General features: G+C 65.2%; 19 protein-coding genes, 1 tRNA gene and 1 pseudogene. 12 read left to right on the forward strand and 9 right to left on the reverse strand.

Features of this window, described 5'->3' with window-relative positions; genetic code table 11:
- Window positions 1-563 (forward strand): annotated as a pseudogene (locus tag G3N92_RS16730) (SDR family NAD(P)-dependent oxidoreductase); the annotation flags it as partial.
- On the opposite strand, the gene G3N92_RS16735 reads toward G3N92_RS16730, so the two are convergent.
- Entirely contained in the window at window positions 556-744 is a 189-nt protein-coding gene (locus G3N92_RS16735; RefSeq protein ID WP_206128652.1) for a hypothetical protein, read from the reverse strand. The pseudogene G3N92_RS16730 and the gene G3N92_RS16735 overlap by 8 nt on opposite strands.
- A gap of 144 nt (window positions 745-888) precedes the next feature.
- Window positions 889-1,605: a 16S rRNA pseudouridine(516) synthase gene (locus G3N92_RS16740; protein WP_206128653.1), complete on the reverse strand. Its 717-nt coding sequence runs from the start codon at window positions 1,603-1,605 to the stop codon at window positions 889-891.
- A 66-nt stretch (window positions 1,606-1,671) separates the two neighbouring features.
- On the opposite strand from G3N92_RS16740, the gene G3N92_RS16745 reads away from it, so the two are divergent.
- Window positions 1,672-2,511 carry a response regulator transcription factor gene (locus G3N92_RS16745; protein WP_206128654.1) on the forward strand — a complete coding sequence of 280 codons (840 nt, stop codon included), beginning with the start codon at window positions 1,672-1,674 and terminating at the stop codon, window positions 2,509-2,511.
- A 19-nt stretch (window positions 2,512-2,530) separates the two neighbouring features.
- Here G3N92_RS16745 and G3N92_RS16750 read toward each other — a convergent pair whose 3' ends face one another.
- Window positions 2,531-3,766 carry a GlxA family transcriptional regulator gene (locus G3N92_RS16750; protein ID WP_241014831.1) on the reverse strand — a complete coding sequence of 412 codons (1,236 nt, stop codon included), beginning with the start codon at window positions 3,764-3,766 and terminating at the stop codon, window positions 2,531-2,533.
- Between G3N92_RS16750 and G3N92_RS16755 the strand changes: the two genes are divergently transcribed.
- Window positions 3,744-4,442 carry a response regulator transcription factor gene (locus G3N92_RS16755; protein WP_206128655.1) on the forward strand — a complete coding sequence of 233 codons (699 nt, stop codon included), beginning with the start codon at window positions 3,744-3,746 and terminating at the stop codon, window positions 4,440-4,442. The two genes, G3N92_RS16750 and G3N92_RS16755, sit on opposite strands and share 23 nt — an antisense overlap.
- A gap of 224 nt (window positions 4,443-4,666) precedes the next feature.
- The gene (locus G3N92_RS16760) at window positions 4,667-5,659 is read left to right on the forward strand and encodes a LysR family transcriptional regulator (RefSeq protein ID WP_206128656.1); all 993 of its coding nucleotides are present in this window, start codon (window positions 4,667-4,669) and stop codon (window positions 5,657-5,659) included.
- 1,232 nt (window positions 5,660-6,891) lie between these two features.
- Here G3N92_RS16760 and G3N92_RS16765 read toward each other — a convergent pair.
- From G3N92_RS16765 to G3N92_RS16775, 3 genes are all read right to left on the reverse strand, one after another.
- On the reverse strand, window positions 6,892-8,028 hold the full coding sequence (locus tag G3N92_RS16765; RefSeq protein ID WP_206128657.1) for a hypothetical protein: 1,137 nt from the start codon (window positions 8,026-8,028) through the stop codon (window positions 6,892-6,894).
- A gap of 322 nt (window positions 8,029-8,350) precedes the next feature.
- Window positions 8,351-8,435: transfer RNA gene (locus G3N92_RS16770), tRNA-Leu, on the reverse strand.
- A 136-nt stretch (window positions 8,436-8,571) separates the two neighbouring features.
- Window positions 8,572-9,513, reverse strand: a complete 942-nt coding sequence (locus tag G3N92_RS16775) for a CysB family HTH-type transcriptional regulator (protein WP_206128658.1) — start codon at window positions 9,511-9,513, stop codon at window positions 8,572-8,574.
- A gap of 223 nt (window positions 9,514-9,736) precedes the next feature.
- On the opposite strand from G3N92_RS16775, the gene G3N92_RS16780 reads away from it, so the two are divergent.
- The 6 genes from G3N92_RS16780 (at window position 9,737) to cobA (ending at window position 15,950) form a co-directional block, all read left to right on the forward strand.
- Entirely contained in the window at window positions 9,737-11,416 is a 1,680-nt protein-coding gene (locus G3N92_RS16780; protein WP_206128659.1) for a nitrite/sulfite reductase, read from the forward strand.
- Between the two features lie 18 nt (window positions 11,417-11,434).
- On the forward strand, window positions 11,435-11,968 hold the full coding sequence (locus tag G3N92_RS16785; RefSeq protein ID WP_206128660.1) for a DUF934 domain-containing protein: 534 nt from the start codon (window positions 11,435-11,437) through the stop codon (window positions 11,966-11,968).
- The gene (locus G3N92_RS16790; RefSeq protein WP_206128661.1) at window positions 11,965-12,702 is read left to right on the forward strand and encodes a phosphoadenylyl-sulfate reductase; all 738 of its coding nucleotides are present in this window, start codon (window positions 11,965-11,967) and stop codon (window positions 12,700-12,702) included. Before G3N92_RS16785 ends, G3N92_RS16790 begins: the two co-directional genes overlap by 4 nt.
- Before the next feature lie 98 nt (window positions 12,703-12,800).
- Entirely contained in the window at window positions 12,801-13,757 is a 957-nt protein-coding gene (cysD, locus tag G3N92_RS16795; protein ID WP_206128662.1) for a sulfate adenylyltransferase subunit CysD, read from the forward strand.
- A 23-nt stretch (window positions 13,758-13,780) separates the two neighbouring features.
- Window positions 13,781-15,097 carry a GTP-binding protein gene (locus G3N92_RS16800; protein ID WP_206128663.1) on the forward strand — a complete coding sequence of 439 codons (1,317 nt, stop codon included), beginning with the start codon at window positions 13,781-13,783 and terminating at the stop codon, window positions 15,095-15,097.
- A gap of 70 nt (window positions 15,098-15,167) precedes the next feature.
- Window positions 15,168-15,950, forward strand: a complete 783-nt coding sequence (gene cobA, locus G3N92_RS16805; RefSeq protein ID WP_206128664.1) for a uroporphyrinogen-III C-methyltransferase — start codon at window positions 15,168-15,170, stop codon at window positions 15,948-15,950.
- A gap of 98 nt (window positions 15,951-16,048) precedes the next feature.
- Here cobA and G3N92_RS16810 read toward each other — a convergent pair whose 3' ends face one another.
- The 3 genes from G3N92_RS16810 to lptF are packed head-to-tail and all read right to left on the reverse strand — an operon-like array spanning window position 16,049 to window position 18,683.
- Window positions 16,049-16,423: a CbiX/SirB N-terminal domain-containing protein gene (locus tag G3N92_RS16810; protein WP_206128665.1), complete on the reverse strand. Its 375-nt coding sequence runs from the start codon at window positions 16,421-16,423 to the stop codon at window positions 16,049-16,051.
- Between the two features lie 16 nt (window positions 16,424-16,439).
- Window positions 16,440-17,588, reverse strand: coding sequence for an LPS export ABC transporter permease LptG (gene lptG, locus G3N92_RS16815; RefSeq protein WP_206128666.1), 1,149 nt, complete (start codon window positions 17,586-17,588; stop codon window positions 16,440-16,442).
- Between the two features lie 3 nt (window positions 17,589-17,591).
- Window positions 17,592-18,683, reverse strand: a complete 1,092-nt coding sequence (gene lptF / locus G3N92_RS16820) for an LPS export ABC transporter permease LptF (RefSeq protein ID WP_206128667.1) — start codon at window positions 18,681-18,683, stop codon at window positions 17,592-17,594.
- Window positions 18,684-18,795: 112 nt separating this feature from the next.
- On the opposite strand from lptF, the gene G3N92_RS16825 reads away from it, so the two are divergent.
- Window positions 18,796-20,307 (forward strand): leucyl aminopeptidase, encoded by a 1,512-nt coding sequence (locus G3N92_RS16825; protein WP_206128668.1) that lies wholly within the window; start codon window positions 18,796-18,798, stop codon window positions 20,305-20,307.
- A gap of 46 nt (window positions 20,308-20,353) precedes the next feature.
- Window positions 20,354-20,770: a DNA polymerase III subunit chi gene (locus G3N92_RS16830; protein WP_206128669.1), complete on the forward strand. Its 417-nt coding sequence runs from the start codon at window positions 20,354-20,356 to the stop codon at window positions 20,768-20,770.
- Window positions 20,771-20,937 lie beyond the last annotated feature (167 nt).

Below are 20,937 nucleotides of genomic sequence, written 5' to 3' on the forward strand. Positions count from 1 at the left end.
ATTGCGGCGGCGCGCGGGTGGACGAAACGCGCCCGGTGCGCCCGGCCAACGCCCGCGCCGTGCGGCGCGTGTCGGCCGAACGGCAGTTGCGGCGGGCCACCGCGCATGGCGCGCTCAGCGCCCGGATCGTGCGGATTCCAGGCATCTATGCGGCCAACCGCCTGCCGATCGCGCGGCTGGAGCGCGGCACGCCGGCGCTGGTCGAGGCCGACGACGTCTACACCAACCACATCCACGCCGACGACCTCGCCCGCATCCTGCTGGCCGCCGCCGTGCGCGGCCTGCCGGCGCGCGTGGTGCACGCCTCGGACGACACCGAGATGAGGATGGGCGAGTATTTCGAGCGCGTCGCGCAGGCCAGCGGCCGCGCCAGCCCGCCGCGCATCACGCGCGCCGAGGCCGAAACGCGGCTCGAACCGGTGCAGTTGTCGTTCATGCGGGAATCGCGGCGGCTCGTGAACCGGCGGCTCAAGCGCGAACTGCGCGTGGCGCTGCGCTATCCCACGGTCGACGATTTCCTGGCCACGATTTCGCCCGACAGCGAACTCGGCTCGCTCAGATGATCGCGGGCAGCGCCTCGATCAGCATGAAACAGAGCAGGGCGCCGATCAGCGCACCAATCAGGTTGGGATCGTATTTATGTCGCAGGCGCATGACGGCCAGCGCCGCGCCGATGGCGATTGCGCCCATCACGGCGAATATCAACATCATGGTTGACAGTTCGATCGGACTATTGACGTTCATGATCTTCCCCTGAACCTCGCGGTTTGCTCGTTTTTTATCGTTGTGATTCGAGTATAGCGACGGAACGGTGGACGTCCATGCTGCGATGCGGCGACACCGTCGGGTGCGCGCAACGCTTCGGCCGCGCGGGGCGGCGTGGCCGGTTCAGCCGGCCGCGGGCGGCGCGCGCAGCGCGTCGAGCTCGGCCCGATCGAGCCAGCGCCATGCGCCCGGTGCGAGATCGACCGGCAATGCGTAGCCGCCGATCCGCTCGCGATGCAACGCCTCGACGCGATTGCCCGAGGCGGCCACCATCCGTTTGACCTGGTGATACTTGCCTTCGAGCACGGTCAGTTCGAGCGAGCGCTCGGCACGCGCGTTCGCCGCGACCGCCGCGATCGGTTTCGGTTCGCCATGCAGCAGCACGCCGCCGCGCAATGCCGCGAGCTGCACGTCGTCGAGCGCGTGCTTGACCTCGGCCACGTAGGTTTTCGGCACCTTGCGTTTGGGCGAGGTATAGGCGTGAACGAACTGGCCGTCGTCGGACAGCAGCAGCAGCCCCGTGGTGTCCTGATCGAGCCGGCCGACGCATTGCACGCCGCGTGCCGCGAACGGCGCCGGCAGCAGCGAGAAGACACTCAAGTGATGCTGGGGATCGCGCGAGCATTCGTAGCCGGCCGGCTTGTTCAGCGCGAGATAGGCGTGTTCGCGATAGGGCCAGCGGGTGCCGTCCACGTCGAAATCGAGGCCCGCCGTGTCGAACGTCGCATCGGCGTCGTCGCAGGTTGCGCCGCCGATCGACACGCGGCCCGCGTCGACGAGCGCGCGGCACTGGCGGCGCGAGCCGAAGCCCTGGGAGAAAAGGATGGATTCGAGGTTCATGGCGCGCGCATTGTAACAAGCCGCGCGTCAGCCCACCGCGTGTCGCTGGCAGTTTTCGTGTGAAGCTTGTCCGAAAATTTCGTGCTGCCTGCCTATGATTCAAACGTTAATTTTCTGAGCATGCGCAGCCTTGCCACGCGGGGTTGGCCGTCATCACGGCAGGGCGCAAAGCCGACAATAATCATGCACGCACGGTCGATATACGAGAAACACGAGGGATCGGAAATGGATCGGTGTGAGCCGTCCTTCGAGGCGGCGCAACGCATCGACGTGGTGATCGCCGATCGTTTCCCCGTGATGCGGTACAGCCTGATGCGATTGCTGGAAAGAGAGTCGGCGATCGCCGTGGTCGCATCGGTCGGCGCGGTGCGAGATATCTACGTGGCGCTCGAACACTATCCCCGTTGCACGCTGATCTGCGATTGCCACTTCGGCGACGATGTCCATCCGGATGGTTTGCAACTGGTCGAGCGCATCGTGCGTTCGTATCCGGAAGCCAGAACGATCTTCATGTCGATGCGCGCCCAGGTGCCGGTCGTCAGCCGCATCTTCAAGCTCGGCGCGCATGCGTTCGTACGCAAATACGGCGAGGATCTGATGGATGTGGCCGCGTTGATCCACAAGGTGCAGGGCGGCGCGCGTCATTTCGAATTCGATGCGGCGAGCGTGTCGCTGCGAAGCGGCAGCCTCGGCGCAAGCGTGGGGTGCGGTGGCGTGGCCGGCTTGTCGGCGCGTGAAGTCGAAGTGATGCGGATGTGGGCGAAGGGGCTGACCATCACCGAAATCGCGGCGCTGCGCAAACGCAGCAAGAACACGATCAGCGCGCAGAAGGCCAATGCGATGAAGAAACTCGGCGTGCGCAACGCCGTCGAGTTGCTGGCCGTGGCGGGCAAGCTGTTGTCGTGAGCCGCATGCCGAGCGTGCTTTATCGAAAGCGCGCCCGGTAGTCGAGCGGGCTCACGCCCACGTGGCGCTGGAAATTGCGTCGCAAGGTTTCGGTGCTGCCGAAACCGCAGCGCTCGGAAATCAGCAGCAGCGAATCGTTCGAATCTTCCAGGCAACGCTTGACCGCTTCGACGCGTGCGCGAATCACGAATTCGGCGGGCGTCGAGCCGGTTGCACGCGTGAACACGCGGGCGAAATTGCGCGGGCTCATCGCGGCGCGTTCGGCCAGCGTTTCGATGGTCAGGTTCTGATCGAGATTCGCGAGCAGCCACTGCTGCACCTGGCTGATCGGATCGGTTTCCACCATCTGCGCGTTGAGCAGCGCACTGAACTGGGATTGCCCGCCCGGGCGCTTCAGGAACATCACGAACAGGCGCGCCACGGCCAGCGAGATCTTGCGGCCGAAATCCTCCTCGACGAGCGCAAGTGCGAGATCGAGGCCGGCCGTCACGCCGGCCGACGTATAAACCGCCCCATCCTTGATGAAGACCGGATCCCGATCCACGAGCACGTGCGGATAGCGCTCCGCGAGCCGATCGCATTCGCGCCAGTGCGTGACGGCGCGGCGGCCGTCAAGCAGGCCGGCTTCGGCCAGAAAGAAAGTGCCGGTGCAGGTGGAGACGATGCGCCGGACCTTGCCGTCGGCATCGGTGAACCAGCGGCGCAGCGTGCGGGCGGTGTCTTCGATGACGGACATGTTGCCCGATCCGCCGACGATCAAGGTGTCGTAGCGCTCCAGATCGGTGTCCGAAAAACCGCGCTCGGCATAGAGCGTGAGACCCGACGAGCTCGTGACCGGCCCGGGCTTCGATGCAATCAATTCGACTTCGTAGCCGGCATTGGCGCGGCCTTGTCCGGCCAGACAGGCGGTGGCGACGGAGAAGACCTCGAGCGGCCCGATCACGTCCATGAACAGTTCGCCATCGAACACCACGAAACCAATCCGGCGTTTCTGATGGAGGGTTTTATTCAGTGGCATGCAGTCTGATTTCCCGTCAGTTGCTGCGGGGCAGTATGGCAGATTCTGTGGGGAAGCTGTCCTAAGAATCCATCGAGCAAAAGTTAGGATCTGTCCTAAGCAATGCGTCGAAAACAAGGCGGCACAACGGATCGGCATCGGCACGAGATCAGTCAGGAGATCGATTGTTCGATGTCCGGCGTGCATGCCGCACATTAAGGGTAATAACATGCAAATGCAAACTTTCATCAAGGGCATGACCGAACCGGGGCGCGCCTGCACGGCCCCCATCCGCGTGATCATTGCCGATCGCCAGCCTGTCCTGCGTTACGGGCTGTCCCGTCTGCTCGAAGACGAACACGACATCGATATCGTCGGCACCGCCAGCTCGGTGGAAGAACTGTATGCGCAATTGAATCGCACTTCTTGCGATCTGCTCGTTTGCGACTACAACTTCTCGAACGATTCTCAACCCGACGGCCTGCAAATGGTTGAGCGCATTCTGCGTACCTATCCTGAGATTCGTACTATCTTCACGTCCACGTTGGATCAATTCGCCATGGTGGCGCGCGTTGTCGAACTCGGCGCCGATGGCTTTATCCGCAAGGGCAGCGAGGATCTGATCGATCTGGCCAAGATCATCCGGAAAGTGATTGGCGGCAGCAAATATTTCGATTCGGAAACCTCATCGATCGTGCTGCAGCGGTTCGGCTCGGGCGGCACCGGTTATGGCAATGGCAGCCTGGTGGATTTGTCCTTGCGCGAGCTCGAAGTCATGCGCATGTGGTCGAGCGGCATGACCGTCACGGAAATCGCGGCCGTGCGCCGACGCAGTTGCAAAACCATCAGCGCGCAAAAGAAAGCGGCTATGAAAAAGCTCGGCGCGCGAAACTCGGTCGAGTTGCTGACGGCTGCCAAGCGCTTGTTCTCCTGACGGATCGGCGCACTCAATAACCTCATTTCGAGGATTTCTCGTGGTGTTCGTGGCCGTGTGATTTCGACATCGAGTTCACCGGATAATAATCAGTTGTCCTAGTGTTTCTGTGTTGGGCGCCGCATGGTTCATGTTCGTGTGAAAATTGTCTGCCGGGATATCGCCTGCGGAATCGGACATCGGATGTGCCATTGATGAGCGTCATTCGTTATCGGAAGTGAAGCATGCAAAACAAGCTGCAGAATATGCGCATTTTCGCCTGCGTCGCGAATGCGAAAAGTTTTACCGCAGCGGCCCGCCAGTTGAATACAACGATTCCTCAGGTATCGCGCGCCGTGGCTGCGCTTGAGGCCTATCTGCAAACCCGTCTGCTCAATCGCACCACGCGTCGCATCGTTGCGACCGAAGCCGGCGAGCGCTATCTGCAGCGTTGCCAGACGATACTCGGATCCATCGACGAGGCAGAGGCCGAGGCGCGCGAGGCCAGCATCAATCCGAGCGGTTGGTTGCGCGTGCATTGTGCGGTCAGTTTCGGCCAACATTATCTGGTGCCGGCCGTTGCAAAATATCGCCAGCGTTATCCGGACGTGCAGATCGAATTGACGTTGTCGCAGCGCTCGCCAGGTTTGATCGATGAAGGCCTCGATGTGTCGGTGCTGGTTGGCGGCGAGTTGCCGAATTCGAGCCTTGTTGGCGTCCGGTTAGGTGAAACGTTCGGCGTGCTGTGCGCTTCGCCGGCGTATCTCGCGACGCACGGCGTGCCGCGTCGTCCGGCAGATCTCGCCACCCATAGCTATGTGACGTCCGGAGCGGTGGCGGAGGGATCGGGGGAGTGGGAGTTGGTCGGGCCTGGCGGCAAGGCCAATGTGTCCGTGAAAGCCGCGCCGTTTCGCGTGAATACATATGAAGCGACGGCCGTTGCGATTCGCGAGGGGATGGGCATCGGGATCCTGCCGGTCTATTCCGCTATCCCGGCGATGCGTGCCGGTGACATTGTGCGTGTGATGCCTGAATACCGTTCGTCTACTCGTACCATCTCCGCAGTGTATTCGTCGCGGCACTATATCGATGCGAAGATCCGCACGTGGCTCGACTTCCTGCGAGACGAAATCGACGTTGCACAACGCATCGAACGGGAAGCCTTTCGTGCATTCGACCCATCAAACAATCCACATCCGAAGAGCGTGAGAACGCTGCCTGCCGAAAAGCCTGTCTGAACTGTTTTCACACCCGATGCGTTGTATGGCTGCCCCGACATCCGGTTACCGGATCGGGGCGTGCGTCGTTTTGCTATCCCGTCGTGCCCCGCGTGCGCCGGATCATGGCAGAAAGTGACGGTCGTCCGTGATGCGCCGTTGCGTCATCTGCGACATCCAATCGACCTGGGGGCGAGCTACCGCCGGGCGGATGACCGAGGGAGAGGCGTATTGCTGCGCCATCGTATCGAACGAAGCGAAACGGATGGGTGACAACGTGACGCGTACCCGCGGACGTTTCAGGCGCGTGCCGATTTTCAGGTTGTTTCGCGGATATGGGGCGTGTGCGCGCTGAGCGTGAGCCATACAGTCTGACGCCGGTTTGATGTGCCGCGGTGTGCTGGTGTGATGTGGCGAGTTTGGCCGCCGGAGGTTCGCCGAGTGTGTGGAGGCTGGCTTGATGCGTCGTGCTTGGGCCGTGTGATGTGGTGTGCGTGCCCGCCGGAGGTTGGCCGCGTGTGTGTGGGCCGGCTTGATACGTCGTGGCTTGACTGTGCGACGCGGCGAGCTTGCCCGCAAGGCCTTGGCCGTATGTGTTGAGACCGGTTTGACCCGCCGCGGTTGGGTCGTGCGATGCGTCGCGCTGCGTGACGGCTTCGGTTGCGGCGCTGTCACGGGTACCGTTGCATGCCACTGCCCGGTTTCCGTTGGGGTGCGAGACGGTGGCGGCGGCGATGAGGCCGGCTGCGAGCCGATAAGCAGGATCGGCGGCAGGCATGACGCTTCAAGATGCGACGGTATCGCCAACAAGCCGATGAGGCCAAGCACCGTGGCGAGTGTCAAGGCATGCGGCCATGAAGCGGCGTTCGCCGTGCGCTGCTGCTTGGCCGCTGGGGCAACTGCGGACGCACAAGTAGGTGCCGACAGCGGCTCAGGGCCCGTGACGTTCAGGAGAGGCTCCCGGACGTCGATGCATTGCGTCAGCAGTTGCACCCGATAGCGGTGTGCCTGCGGCGGATTGCATGAGGCGAGCATCGTCCGCTCGCGGCCCAACGACAGCCCTGGGCGCCACGGCAGCGATGGCGTGGCGAATACCTCTTCGATGTCGACGACTAACGATCGGCTCATGGCGGTTCAGAGAGAAGTGCAACGCGGTTTCGAAGCGATCGGGAGCCGGTTGCGTGAACCGATGTGCGATCGCATGGGCGACGCTTTTCGGTTTTGCCCGTGCTGTTTGCCGATAGCGGGATGCGTCAGGCGGGCAACGCCTCCAGCACGTGCCGCAACACGATGGGGTCGACATCGCCTTCGATGCGCACGGTTGCTTTGCCGATCACGATTTCGATGTGCCCGGACGTGGCTGCAGCGGGGGCTTGAACGACAGCCGGCACGCTGGTGCCCGGCGTTGCGACGAGAATCGCCGGCGTTTGGCTTTGCAGCGGTGCCAGCCGTTCCTGCACATGGGGCGTCGATCTGTGCGGCTCGTTGAGTTGGGCGAGTTGGGCGATGCGCGGCGCCGGGCGGGGGCGAGATACCGGATGCAGGAAGGTTTGCGCCGCAGCGGGTTGTGGGTTTGCCGTATGCGGCTGGCCGTTATTCGATACGTTGGCCGAGCGCTGTGCCGATGACACATTCGCCCGATGAGGTGCGGCTCCCTGCATCGCACCGATCTCGTGCCAGCGTTGCACACGCAGCGCTTCTCGATCATGCATTGCGCGCGCATCGCCTTGCGGCGAGGCAACGCCAGGCGCGTGTGCCGCCCGGTGCGCGCGCTGTTTTTCCAGCGCTTTTCCGGCAAGCGGGACCGCGTAGCTGCGCTTGGGGTGTGCAGCCGCCGCGTGGTGCGGCTTGGCGTGGTGTGACACGGCGTGTGATGGCTTGTGAGTGGGGGCTTTCTTGGCTGGCGCGGTGTGGGCCGGGGTGTCGGGCTTGACCGACGCGACCTTGGCCGAGGGGGCTGCCTTACCGCGCTCGCTGGGCGTCGTGACGGCCGCCAGCGCGGCGAGCGGCTTGGCGCTGGTCGCGACAGGCTGCACCGGCACGACATATTCGAGTGGCTTTTCGTTGCTGCGCAAGGTGCCGAACACGAGGCCGCCCAGCACGCCGAGTGCGCCGATGGTCCAACAGGCGGCGAGGCGCTTTTCGCGCGGCGAGATGCCGCCCGGCGCCCGATGGAATGCCATGGGCGCTGCGTTTGTCGCCGGTTGCGACCGATTGGCCGCGCCGACAAACGATGCGAATGCGGCGCGGCAGGTCGCGCGCACGAACGACGGATGAGGGTCGGCGGCATGACCGGCGAGCGCCCAGGCTCCCCCGAACGTGACCGTACGCAATGCGTGCCAGCCGGGAAGGGCGAGATCGCCCGCGATGGGGATGTGTGTATTCGGCATGATCGGGAGGCGCGCAAGGAGCGGTGCGAGGGCCGGACATTCCACGCGCGACAAAAATTGATTGAGTGGGCAAAGTGTAAGGTTGGGTGATATGCGCATGTGCGCTGGTGGGGAAAATCTGGTTTTTCCCGGAGAGGAATCAGACGATCGGATGGGGTGTTTTAAGAATTTTTCCGATGGCGTCGGCAGGCGAGGTGAGCCGGGGTGTCAGGAGGGCGCGACGCCGGCCGTGCAAACCGCGGCCACAAATGAAAAACCCGCGGCGATCGTTGGATCGACACGGGTTTTGAGGTGCGCCGGAATGGATTCCGAAGCGAATGTCTGGTGCCCAGGGCCGGAATCGAACCGGCACGCCTTGCGGCGGGGGATTTTGAGTCCCCTGCGTCTACCAGTTTCACCACCTGGGCAGAGAATGCAGACCTTGCGCGTGCGATTGCGCGCAGGCGAAACGCGAATTATGGCGGAAATCGCCGCGGCGGGCAAGCAGCGCACCGCCCTTTCCATCGATGCGAACGGTCGGCGGATCGTCCGCAAGCCGCCGCCTCACAGCTCGTACGATTCCGCCTCGCCCTTGAGCGCCTGCTCGATCAGCTTGCGGTTCAGCGTGGGCGACAGCAATTCGACCAGCGTATACACATAGCCGCGCAGATATGCGCCCTGCTTGAGCGCCACGCGCGTGACGTTGCTGCCGAACAGATGCCCGACCGGGATCGCGCGCAGGTTGCGATCGCGCTCGGGATTGAACGCGATGTCGGCCAGGATGCCGACGCCCAGCCCCAGCTCCACGTAAGTCTTGATCACGTCGGCGTCGATCGCCTCGAGCACGATGTCGGGCGACAGCCCGCGCAGCGCGAACGCGTGGTTGATCTTCTTGCGGCCGGCGAACGCGTCGTCGTAGGTGATCAGCGGGTATTGCGCGAGATCGTCGAGCGACGGCGGCCGGCGCTCCAGCAGCGGATGGTCGGCCGGCACGACGGCCGCGTGATGCCACTGGAAGCACGGCAGCGACACCAGTTCCTTGTAGTCGGCGATCGCCTCGGTCGCGATCGCGAGATCGGCCTGGTCGTGGATCACCATCTCGGCGACCTGCGTGGGGCTGCCCTGCAGGATCGAAAGATGCACCTTCGGGAAGCGCTTCTTGAATTCGGCGATCGCGCCCGGCAGCGAGTAGCGCGCCTGGGTGTGGGTGGCGGCGATGGTCAGGTTGCCCTGATCCTGCGCGGCATAATCCTTTCCGACCCTTTTCAGGCTTTCGACTTCCTGCAGGATCCGCTCGACCGAGGCGAGAATGATGCGTCCGGGTTCGGTCAGCGAGCGCACGCGCTTGCCGTGCCGCGTGAAGATCTCCACGCCGAGCTCGTCCTCGAGCTCGATGATGGCCTTCGAGACGCCCGGCTGCGACGTAAACAGCGCCTTGGCCGCCTCGGTGAGATTGAAATTCTGGCGGACGGCCTCGCGCACGAAACGAAATTGGTGCAGGTTCATATATAACCCTTCCGCATATGGACAGAATTTTTTAGTCGTTTGAAATATAAGGCGAGTTTATTACGATTCACCTTGGTTTTTCAAATATGGATAGCTGTATTCGTCATTAGCAACTGACAGGGCCGAGGCTAGACGGCTGGCGGGTCGGGTGCAGGCGGTACGGAATTCAGGCACGGCGTGGCTAGGACGTCGTGCGGTCAACACGAAACCCTGGGGTCCCCGAATGTATCAGTACGACCAGTACGACCAGACGATCGTCGACGAACGCGTCGCGCAGTTCCGCGATCAAGTGCGCCGCCGGCTGTCGGGCGAATTGAGCGAAGACGAATTCAAGCCGCTGCGCCTGCAGAACGGCCTGTACATGCAGCGCCACGCCTACATGCACCGGATCGCGATTCCGTACGGCAACCTGCGCAGCGATCAGCTCCGCATGCTGGCCCGCATCGCCCGCGAACACGACCGCGGCTACGGCCACTTCTCGACGCGCTCGAACATCCAGTACAACTGGATCAAGCTCGAGGAAGCGCCCGAAATTCTCGAAAAGCTCGCGTCGGTTCAGATGCACGGCATCCAGACCTCGGGCAACTGCATCCGCAACATCACGGCCGACCAGTTCGCCGGCGTCGCCCAGGACGAAGTGATCGATCCGCGTCCGTGGTCGGAAATCCTGCGTCAATGGTCGACGTTCCATCCGGAATTCGCCTGGCTGCCGCGCAAGTTCAAGATCGCCGTGTCCGGCTCGAAGGTGGACCGCGCGGCCGTGCAGATGCACGATCTCGGCGTGTACCTGTCGCACGACGCGAACGGCCAGGTGGTCGCGAGCATCCTGGCCGGCGGCGGCCTGGGCCGTACGCCGATCGTCGGCGCGATCATCCGCGAAAACCTGCCGTGGCAGCACCTGCTGACCTATTGCGAAGCCGTGCTGCGCGTGTACAACCGCTTCGGCCGCCGCGACAACCTCTACAAGGCGCGGATCAAGATCCTCGTCAAGGCGCTGTCGCCGGAGAAGTTCTCGCAGCAGGTCGAGGAAGAGTGGCAACACCTGAAGGACGGCCCGTCGACGCTGACGCAGGCCGAAGTGGATCGCGTCTCGCAGTTCTTCGCGCCGCCCGTCTACGACAAGCTGGCCGACACGGATGCCTCGTACGAACAGCATCTGCTCGAGAGCAAGGCGTTCGCGCGCTGGGTCGAGCGCAACGTCGCGCCGCACAAGGTGTCGGGCTACGCGGCCGTCACGCTGTCGCTGAAGCCGCACAACGTGGCGCCGGGCGATGCGACCGACGCGCAGATGGAAGCCGTGGCCGACTGGGCCGATCAGTTCTCGCTCGGCGAACTGCGCGTGTCGCACGAGCAGAACCTGATTCTCGCCAACGTCAAGAAGCGCGACCTGTTCGCGCTGTGGGAAAAGGCCAAGGCGGTGGGCTTCGGCGCGGCGAACATCGGCCTGCTGACCGACATCATCGCGTGCCCGGGCGGCGATTTCTGCTCGCTGGCGAACGCGAAGTCGCTGCCGATCGCGCAGGCGATCCAGGATCGCTTCGACGATCTCGATTACGTGTACGACCTCGGCGACCTGTCGCTGAACATCTCGGGTTGCATGAACTCGTGCGGTCACCATCACGTCGGCAACATCGGCATCCTCGGCGTCGACAAGGACGGTTCCGAGTGGTACCAGATCTCGCTCGGCGGCGAACAGGGCACCGGCGCGGACGGCCTGAAGCTCGGCCGCGTGATCGGCCCGTCGTTCTCGGCGCATGAAGTGCCGGACGTGATCACCAAGCTGGTGGATACGTTCGTCGAATCGCGCATCGACGGCGAACGCTTCATCGAGACGTACCAGCGCATCGGTCTCGCGCCGTTCAAGGAACGCGTGTACGCAGCCCGCCAGCCGGCCCACGCGTAAGCAACGAGGAATTAGCAGATGGCTTCGATTATCAAGAACCGCGCCGTGATCGACGACGCATGGCAGGTCGTGCGGGCCGGCGAAGACGGCGTGCTGCCCGACGTGGACGCGCTGCCGGCCGGCAAGCTGCTGGTGCCGCTGGCCTACTGGCAGGCGTCGCGCGACGCACTGGCCGCCTCGCGCGGCAAGGACGAACTCGGCGTGTGGCTCGCGCCGGACAGCGAACCGGCCGACGTGGTGGCCGACTTCGACAAGCTGACGGTGATCGCCGTCGATTTTCCGCGCTTCGGCGACGGCCGCGGCTACAGCACGGCGCACCTGCTGCGCAACCGCTACGGCTGGACGGGCGAGCTGCGCGCGATCGGCGACGTGCTGCGCGACCAGCTCAATTACCTGTCGCGTTGCGGCTTCGACGCGTTCGCGGTGCGTGCCGACCGCGATCCGCACGACGCGCTCGCGGCGTTCACGGAGTTCTCGGAACGCTACCAGGGCGCGGTGGACGACGCCGTGCCGCTGTTCCGCCGCCGCGCCGCCGGACAGGTGAACGCATGAGCGCAGCCCTCACGCCCGAACTGAGCGCGAAGGTCGCCCGGCTCGACGCGCTGCTCGCGTCGATCGCCGAGCGTCATCCGCGCGTCAAGTTCGCGAGCAGCCTGGCGGCCGAGGACATGCTGGTGACGCACGCCATTCTGTCGAAGGGCGTCGCGATCGGCATCTTCTCGCTGAATACCGGCCGGCTGCACGCGGAAACGCTCGGCATGATCGACCGCGTGCGCGAGCGCTACGGCTACGAGATCGAGCAGTTCCATCCGCAGCAGGATGCGATCGATCAATACGTCGCCGAGCACGGCCTGAACGCGTTCTACGAAAGCGTCGAGCTGCGCAAGTCGTGCTGCCACATCCGCAAGGTGGAGCCGCTGAACCGCGCGCTGTCCGGCGTCGAGGCGTGGGTCACGGGCCAGCGCCGCGAGCAGTCGGTCACGCGTGCCGAGCTGCACGAGGAAGAGCAGGACGACGCGCGCGGCATCGCCAAGTACAACCCGCTCGCCGACTGGACCGAGGACGACGTGTGGGCGTATCTGAAGGCCTTCGACGTGCCGGTCAACCCGCTGCACGCGCGCGGCTACCCGAGCATCGGCTGCGAGCCGTGCACGCGGGCGATCCGCCCCGGCGAGGACAGCCGCGCGGGCCGCTGGTGGTGGGAATCGCGCGACAGCAAGGAGTGCGGCCTGCATGTGACGGCCGCCCCGGTTTCCGAATTGCCGAACCGCGGCGCGAGCGCCTGACGCGCTCGACATCGACGCAACGGCCCGGCAGCACGAACGATACAGAACGGCGCCGTCCGCCATGACGGACGGCCAGCAACCCAGTAAGGACTGACACCATGAGCACGACGCTCGAACAATCCGCACCGCCCGCCGGCACCGCCAGCCGGATGGGCCATCTCGACTGGCTCGAGGCCGAGTCGATCCATATCCTGCGCGAACTGGTGGCCGAATGCAGCAAGCCGGCCCTGCTGTTCTCGGCCGGCAAGGATTCGGTCGTCGTGCTGCATCTCGCGCTGAAGGCGTTCGGCCTGGGCGCCGGCCGCAAGACCTCGCTGCCGTTTCCGCTGGTGCACGTCGACACCGGCCACAACTACGAGGAAGTGATCGACTTCCGCGATCGCCGCGTCAAGGAAATCGGCGCCGAACTCGTGGTGGGCCATGTCGAGGATTCGATCAAGCGCGGCACCGTGGTGCTGCGCCGCGAAAACGATTCGCGCAATGCGGCCCAGGCCGTCACGCTGCTCGAAACCATCGAGCAGCACGGCTACACGGCGCTGATCGGCGGCGCGCGCCGCGACGAGGAAAAGGCGCGTGCGAAGGAACGGATCTTCTCGTTCCGCGACGAATTCGGCCAATGGGATCCGAAGGCGCAGCGCCCCGAGCTCTGGAGCCTCTACAACGCGCGCCTGCACAAGGGCGAGCACCTGCGCGTGTTCCCGATCTCGAACTGGACCGAACTCGACGTGTGGCAGTACATCGCGCGCGAGAACCTCGAACTGCCGTCGATCTACTTCGCGCATCATCGCGAGATCGTCCGCCGCAACGGCCTGCTGGTGCCGGTCACGCCGCTCACGCCGATGCTCGAGGGCGAGACCAGCGAACAGGCGCTGGTGCGCTTCCGCACCGTCGGCGACATCAGCTGCACCTGCCCGGTGTCCAGCGACGCCGACAACGTCGAGAAGATCATCGCCGAAACCGCCGTGACCGAGATCACCGAGCGCGGCGCGACGCGGATGGACGACCAGGCGTCGGAAGCCGCGATGGAACAGCGCAAGAAGCAAGGTTATTTCTGAAGCACGCGAGGACAGAGAACATCATGAGCATCATCGAGAACCACGAAGACCTCGGCGTGTTGCGATTCATCACGGCAGGCAGCGTCGACGACGGCAAGAGCACGCTGATCGGCCGCCTGCTGTACGACAGCAAGGCCGTGCTGTCGGATCAGCTTTCGGCGCTGTCGCGCGCGAAGAACAAGCGCACGGTCGGCGACGAGCTCGACCTCGCGCTGCTGACCGACGGCCTTGAAGCCGAGCGCGAGCAGGGCATCACGATCGACGTCGCGTACCGCTATTTCGCGACCGCCAAGCGCAAGTTCATCATCGCCGACACGCCTGGCCACGAGCAGTACACGCGCAACATGGTGACCGGCGCGTCCACGGCGCACGCCGCGATCATCCTGGTCGACGCGACGCGCGTGACGGTCGAGAACGGCGTCACGCAACTGCTGCCGCAGACCAAGCGCCACAGCGCGATCGTCAAGCTGCTCGGCCTGCAGCACGTGATCGTCGCGATCAACAAGATGGATCTGGTCGAATATTCGGAAGCCACCTTCAACCTGATCCGCGACGCCTACGTGGCGCTCGCGCAGCAACTGGGGCTGAAGGACGTCAGCTTCGTGCCGGTGTCGGCGCTCAAGGGCGACAACATCGTCACGCTGTCGGACAGCATGCCGTGGTACGCGGGCGAGCCGCTGCTCGACCTGCTCGAATCGCTGCCGGTGGCGATCGACGGCGGCGACGCGCTGCGCTTCCCGGTGCAGTGGGTGGCGCGCCAGGACGGCAGCTCGGCCGACGATTTCCGCGGCTACATGGGCCGCGTCGAAGCGGGCGAAGTGAAGGTGGGCGACGAGATCGCGGTGCTGCCGTCGGGCCGCACGGCCACGGTGGCCGAGATCGTCGCGCCGGTGCCGGGCGGCACGGCTGCGGTAGAATCCGCGTTCGCCGGGCAGACCGTCACGATCCGCCTGGCCGAGGATGTCGACGTGTCGCGCGGCGACGTGTTCGTGCCGAACGCGCAGCGCATCGAACCGGCCAAGAAGCTCGAGGCCGATCTGTGCTGGTTCGACGAGACGCCGCTGTCGCCGCAACGCAAGTATCTGTTGAAGCAGACGACCAACACGGTGTTCACGAAGATCGGCGCGGTCAAGCAGGTGCTCGACGTGCACACGCTGTCGCATGCCACCGACCGTCAGGATCTGAAGATGAACGACATCGGCCGCGTGGCGCTGACGCTGCAAAAGCCGATCGTCTGCGATACCTACGATGCGCATCCGGGCACCGGCGCGTTCGTGCTGATCGACGAGGCGACGCACCACACGGTGGCCGCCGGCATGATCCGCGCGTACTCCGCCTGAGGTCCGTACCGCCGGTAGCGGGGCGCCTTGCGCGCCTCGCCGCCGGCGGCGAACAACCGACGAAGAGCTTATGGGCAAGGTGTATCTGATTGGCGCAGGGCCGGGCGCGGCGGACCTCATCACGGTTCGCGGCGCACGGCTGCTCGCGCAGGCCGACGTGGTGCTGCACGACGCGCTGGTCGAGCCGGAGATGCTCGACTACGCGCCGACCGCGCGCCGTATCGCGGTGGGCAAGCGCTGCGGGCAGCGCTCGTCGGCGCAGCAGTTCATCAACAAGCAGATCGTGGACGCCGCGCGCGAACACGCGATCGTGGTGCGTCTGAAGGGCGGCGATCCGATGCTGTTCGGCCGCGCCGACGAGGAAATACGCGCGCTGGAAGCGGCCGGCATCGAGTACGACGTGGTGCCGGGCATCACGGCCGCGCTGGCCAGCGCCGCGACGCTCAAGCGCTCGCTGACGCTGCGCGGCGTGTCGCGCAGCGTGGCGTTCGCCACCCAGAGTCGTGCGCCGGGCAGCGACGAGATCCGTGAGCAGGTCAACGCCGATTCGCTGGTGTTCTACATGGGCCGCGACAGCGCGCCCGGCATCGCCCAGCAACTGATCGACGCGGGCCGCCCGGGCGAGACGCCGGTGGCGATCGTCGAGGCGTGCAGCACGCCGCGCGAGCGCAGCTTCGCGCTGACGCTGGCGCGCATGGCCGCGGGCGAGGCGCAGGCCTGGCTCGATGCGTCGCAGCCGAGCCTGCTGATGATCGGCAATGCGTTCGCCGAGCGCGGGCGCGAGGCGGCGGACGGCGAAGGTGAGCGTGAAGGTGGGGCAGGCGAAGGCGGCGCGATCCGCAACGCGGCCTGAGCTTCGCACGCAGCGGCACGGGCTGCCCCGCAAAGCAAAACGCCGGCTTTCGAGCCGGCGTTTTTCATGGTGCGTGTACCGCCTGCGCGGCAGCGCGATCAGGCGTGCGCTTGCTGCACGCAGTAGCGCGCGATGGCGTCGAGCACCGAATCGTCCTCGCCGATGGCCGACGCGCTGCGGATCTCGACATTCGGATGCGCGGCGCGGCAGGCCTCGATGATCTCGGGCAGATCGCGGCGCACATGGCCGCCCTGGCCGACGAATACCGGCACCACGGTGATGGTCGCGCAGCCGGCCGTGACGTGGGCGGCGATCGCCTCTTCGAGTTCGGGCGGCATCAGTTCCAGGAAGGCGAGCGCGACGGGACCGCTCGTGTGCGTGGCGCGTACGCGCTCGGCGAGCCGCTCGAAGGGCTCCATCCAGCGCGGGTCGCGCGAACCGTGTCCGAACAGAATGATCCCGTGTTTGCTCATCTTCCCTCCTTGTCGATCAGTGGCGGTCGACCCACTTCAGCGCGAACAGCCCGAGCGCGAGGTAGATCAGGCCAGGAAGCGCCGCCGTGAGCGGCGCGGGCCAGGTATTCAGCGTGCCGATATGCGAGAACAGCGTGTTGAAGAGCTGGAAGCTCATGCCGAGCATGATGCCGCCGAACACCTTCACGCCCACCACGCCCGCACGCGTGTGCAGGTAGGCGAACGGCAGCGACAGCACCAGCATCACGAACACCGCGAACGGGTAGAGCAGCTTGCGCCACAGTGCGATGTCGTAGCGCTGCGTGTCCTGCTGGTTCTCGCGCAAGTGTTGAATGTAACGGAACAAATTGAAGATCGACATCCGCTCCGGCGACACCAGCAGCACCGAGAGGATCTGCGGCGTGAGATCCGAGCGCAGCGAATACTGCGGCATCGACACCTGTTCCGAACGGTAGACCGGGTTCAGCGCGTCCTGCGGGCCGTTCGCGGCCGGCACGATCGGCGTGAGCTGGGTGTCGGTGACGTCGGTCAGCAGCCAGTGCCCCGGCGGCGCGTAGCGGCCCGCCTTGGCGATCCGCACGTTCTGCAGCTGGAATTTCGAATCGAACTCGTAGATCCGCACGTTGCGCACGGTCGAATCGGGCGACAGCGTGCCGACGTTGACGAAGCGCGTGACCGGCTCGCCGTTGTCGCGCGCCGTGAGCGTGTCCTTGACCCACACGCCCGAGGCGAAATCGGACGACACCGACGAGCCGAGCGCCTCAAGCCGCACGCGCTCGGACAGCTGATCCGTGTACGGGCCGACGAATTCGCCGATCAGGTAGGTGGCGATCACGAGCGGCACGCCGATCTTCAGCAGCGAGCGCAGCGCCTGGTTGGTCGCGAGGCCCGACACGCGGAAGATCGTGAATTCGGAGTTCGCGGCCATCTGCGCGAACACGTAGATCGAGCTGATCAGCGCCGCGACCGGGATGATTTCGTAGAAGCGCGACGGTGTTTGCAGCGCCACGCGCAGCACCGCGTAGCCGAAGTTGTAGGTGCCGTGGCCGACCGAGTTCAGCTCGCTGATCAGGTCGAAGAAGAAGAACAGACCCGAGAACGCGAACAGCACGAAGACGAAGGTCAGGTAGATCTGCCGCGCGAAGTACTTTTCGTAGAGCCGCATCGGTCAGTTCCCCCGGCGGAACGTGGCCCGCGAGATCAGCGGCCGGTTGCGCACGCGCATCCAGAACAGGAACGCCACCACGCCGGCCACCGCCAGGTGCAGCACGATCAGGCCGACCGCGAACGGCAGCTTGCCGCGCTCGATCTGCGATTGCATCACGTTGAGCAGGTTCGAATAGGTCAGATAGATCAGCACGGCCATCACGAGATTCACGGTGCGGCCGCGCCGCGGGTTCTGGTAGGCGAGCGGTATCGCCAGGATCATCAGGTTGATCGCGATCAGCGGCAGGCCGGCGCGCCAGGCGAATTCGGCCAGGTTCTCGTTGGTCGGATTGCGCAGCAGCTCGAGCGTGGGCGTGCTCGTGGTGGTGGGCTGGGTGACCACCGCCTTGCTCTGGATCTTCACGCCGTAGCGCTCGAACTGCATGATCTTGAAGTTCGGCTGGCCCGGCACGCCGTCGTAGCGCCGGCCGTTCTCCAGCACGATGAAGCGGTCGCCGTTGGGCGCGGTTTGCGTGTGGCCCGTTTGCGAGACCACCACGTTGACCTTGTCGGCCTCGGTGGTCGTGACGAACACGTTCTGCACCTTGGCCTGATCGGGCGTCATCTTCTCGATGAAGAACACGCGGTTGGTCGAGGGCGATTCGCGGAACTGGCCGGGCGCGAGCAGCGAGACTTCGTCGCGCTGCTGGAAGCGCGCCTTGATCAGCTTGCTCTGCTGGTTCGACCAGGGCCAGCCGACGAAGGCGAAGAACGCGATCAGCAGCACGAGCGGCGTGGCGAACACGCCGATCGGCTTGATGAGGCGCGTCAGGCTCACGCCGGAGGCGAGCCAGACCACCATTTCGGAATCCTTGTACCAGCGCGTGAGCACGATCAGGATCGACACGAACAGCGTGCCGACGAGGATCATCGCGAGGTAGCCGATCACGGTGAGGCCGATCAGCACGAGCACGTCCTTGGGGCTGACCTGACCGGACGCTGCGTAGCCGACGATGCGGATCATCATCGACGTCAGCATGATCGTGAGCAGCACCATGAATACAGCGCCGGCTGTATACGCCAGCTCGCGCCGGAGGGAGCGTTCGAAGATCATGTTTGAGGCGAAGAAGGCGGGGAGGGGCGGGAGCGCGCGCCGCCACGGGAAAAATAGCGGATAATTGCGGCTTTCACCCACATAGCCCAGATTTTATCCGAGGACAAGCGCGATGGACTTTAGCATAAAAGGCTTTGATTGGAGCAAAGGTGCATCCAAGGGGTTCCTGACCGGCAAGTCCGACTGCGTCGTGATCGGCGTGTTCGAATCGCAGACGTTGTCCGGCGCCGCGCTCGACATCGACGAGGCCACCAAGGGCCTGCTGTCGCGCATCGTCAAGGCCGGCGACATGGACGGCAAGGCCGGCAAGACGCTGTTCCTGCATGAAGTCCAGGGAATCGGCGCGTCGCGCGTGCTGCTGGTGGGCCTCGGCAAGCAGGATGCGTTCGGCCAGAAGGCCTACCAGGACGCCACCCGCGCCGCCTGGCGCGCGCTGCTCGCCACCCGCATCGCGCAGGTCACGTTCACGCTCGCGCAACTGCCGGTGACCGACCGCGGCGCCGATTGGAGCGTGCGCGCCGCGATCCTCGCGCTGCGCAACGAAACCTACCGTTTCACGCAGATGAAGAGCAAGGCCGAGCCCGCGCCGGCCACGCTCAAGCGCATCGTGTTCAGCGTCGACACCACCGACGAGAAGGCCGCCAAGACCGCGCTGAAGCAGGCCGTGGCGATCGCCAACGGCATGGATCTGACGCGCGACCTCGGCAATCTGCCCGGCAATGTCTGCACCCCCACCTATCTGGCGAACACCGCCAAGCAACTGGCCAAGGATTTCGGCCTGAAGGCCGAGGTGCTGGGCCTCAAGCAGATCCAGGCGCTGAAGATGGGGTCGTTCCTGTCGGTGGCGCGCGGCTCGGTCGAACCGCCGCAGTTCATCGTGCTGCACTACCAGGGCGCGGGCGCGAAGGCCGCGCCGGTGGTGCTGGTCGGCAAGGGCATCACGTTCGACACGGGCGGCATCTCGCTGAAGCCGGGCGAGGGCATGGACGAGATGAAGTACGACATGTGCGGCGCCGGTTCGGTGCTCGGCACGATGCGCGCCGTGGCCGAAATGGGGCTGAAGCTCAACGTCGTCGCGATCGTGCCGACCTGCGAGAACATGCCGTCGGGTCTGGCCACCAAGCCGGGCGACATCGTCACGAGCATGAAGGGCTTGACGATCGAGGTGCTCAACACCGACGCCGAAGGCCGCCTGATCCTCTGCGACGCGCTGACCTACGCCGAGCGCTTCAAGCCGGCCGCCGTGATCGACGTCGCGACGCTGACGGGCGCCTGCATCATCGCGCTGGGCCACCACAACAGCGGCCTGTTCTCGACCGACGACGCGCTGGCGGGCGAGCTGCTCGACGCCTCGCGCGAAGCAGGCGATCCGGCCTGGCGCCTGCCGATCGAAGACGAATATCAGGAGCAACTGAAGTCGAACTTCGCGGATCTCGCCAATATCGGCGGCCGTCCGGGCGGCAGCGTGACCGCGGCCTGCTTCCTGTCGCGCTTCACCGAAGCCTATCCGTGGGCCCACCTCGACATCGCCGGCACGGCCTGGAAGAGCGGCGCGGCGAAGGGCGCCACGGGCCGTCCGGTGCCGCTGCTGTCGCAGTTCCTGATCGACCGCGCCGGCGCGTGAGCGAAGCCGTGACGAGCAGCCCGGCCTGGGCCGGGCGGAGCGCGCGATGACACGAATCGACTTCCATTCGAACGTCGGCGATTCGCTCGCGTATGCGTGCCGGTTGCTGCGCAAGGCGTACCTGGCGGGGCAACCCGTGGTCGTCTGCGCGGATCCGGCGCGCCTGCGCGCGCTCGACGAGCGGCTCTGGACGTTTTCGCCGCTCGATTTCATTCCGCACTGCTCGGTCGACAGCCCGCAGGCGTCGCAGACGCCGATCGTGCTGACGACCGATCTGTCCCATGCGCCGCACGACGGCGTGGTGCTGAACCTCGGCGCCGAGGTGCCCGCGCAGTTCGCGCGGTTCGCCCGGTTGCTGGAGGTGGTCGGCAACACGCCCGACGAGCTGGCCGCCGGCCGCGACCGTTACCGGTTCTATCGCGATCGCGGCTACGCGCTGAACAACTACAAGCAAGGCGGCTAGTCGCGCCTGGAGCCAGCATGCCCGACGCCCACAACGAGTTCGACATTCCCGTTCTGACCGACGTGCTGGTGCCCGGCAAGGCGGCACTCGCGCGCGTGACGCGGCGGCCCGATGCGCCGCCGCACGCCACCGATCTGCCTGACCAGCCGCCCGACGTGGCGCCGGGT

It is taken from the genome of Burkholderia sp. Ac-20379 (assembly GCF_017104645.1).
In the GTDB taxonomy this organism is placed as follows: domain Bacteria; phylum Pseudomonadota; class Gammaproteobacteria; order Burkholderiales; family Burkholderiaceae; genus Burkholderia.

What these genes read in the sequence shown, in the direction of transcription:
- G3N92_RS16775 (WP_206128658.1), bottom strand. Translation starts at nt 9,513, where the DNA reads ATGAACCTGCACCAATTTCGTTTCGTGCGCGAGGCCGTCCGCCAGAAT.
- G3N92_RS16750 (WP_241014831.1), bottom strand. Translation starts at nt 3,766, where the DNA reads ATGCCCTTGATGAAAGTTTGCATTTGCATGTTATTACCCTTAATGTGC.
- lptG (WP_206128666.1), bottom strand. Translation starts at nt 17,588, where the DNA reads ATGCGGCTCTACGAAAAGTACTTCGCGCGGCAGATCTACCTGACCTTC.
- G3N92_RS16825 (WP_206128668.1), top strand. Translation starts at nt 18,796, where the DNA reads ATGGACTTTAGCATAAAAGGCTTTGATTGGAGCAAAGGTGCATCCAAG.
- G3N92_RS16735 (WP_206128652.1), bottom strand. Translation starts at nt 744, where the DNA reads ATGAACGTCAATAGTCCGATCGAACTGTCAACCATGATGTTGATATTC.
- G3N92_RS16785 (WP_206128660.1), top strand. Translation starts at nt 11,435, where the DNA reads ATGGCTTCGATTATCAAGAACCGCGCCGTGATCGACGACGCATGGCAG.
- cysD (WP_206128662.1), top strand. Translation starts at nt 12,801, where the DNA reads ATGAGCACGACGCTCGAACAATCCGCACCGCCCGCCGGCACCGCCAGC.
- G3N92_RS16810 (WP_206128665.1), bottom strand. Translation starts at nt 16,423, where the DNA reads ATGAGCAAACACGGGATCATTCTGTTCGGACACGGTTCGCGCGACCCG.
- G3N92_RS16760 (WP_206128656.1), top strand. Translation starts at nt 4,667, where the DNA reads ATGCAAAACAAGCTGCAGAATATGCGCATTTTCGCCTGCGTCGCGAAT.
- G3N92_RS16830 (WP_206128669.1), top strand. Translation starts at nt 20,354, where the DNA reads ATGACACGAATCGACTTCCATTCGAACGTCGGCGATTCGCTCGCGTAT.
- G3N92_RS16740 (WP_206128653.1), bottom strand. Translation starts at nt 1,605, where the DNA reads ATGAACCTCGAATCCATCCTTTTCTCCCAGGGCTTCGGCTCGCGCCGC.
- G3N92_RS16790 (WP_206128661.1), top strand. Translation starts at nt 11,965, where the DNA reads ATGAGCGCAGCCCTCACGCCCGAACTGAGCGCGAAGGTCGCCCGGCTC.
- G3N92_RS16755 (WP_206128655.1), top strand. Translation starts at nt 3,744, where the DNA reads ATGCAAACTTTCATCAAGGGCATGACCGAACCGGGGCGCGCCTGCACG.
- cobA (WP_206128664.1), top strand. Translation starts at nt 15,168, where the DNA reads ATGGGCAAGGTGTATCTGATTGGCGCAGGGCCGGGCGCGGCGGACCTC.
- lptF (WP_206128667.1), bottom strand. Translation starts at nt 18,683, where the DNA reads ATGATCTTCGAACGCTCCCTCCGGCGCGAGCTGGCGTATACAGCCGGC.
- G3N92_RS16765 (WP_206128657.1), bottom strand. Translation starts at nt 8,028, where the DNA reads ATGCCGAATACACACATCCCCATCGCGGGCGATCTCGCCCTTCCCGGC.
- G3N92_RS16800 (WP_206128663.1), top strand. Translation starts at nt 13,781, where the DNA reads ATGAGCATCATCGAGAACCACGAAGACCTCGGCGTGTTGCGATTCATC.
- G3N92_RS16780 (WP_206128659.1), top strand. Translation starts at nt 9,737, where the DNA reads ATGTATCAGTACGACCAGTACGACCAGACGATCGTCGACGAACGCGTC.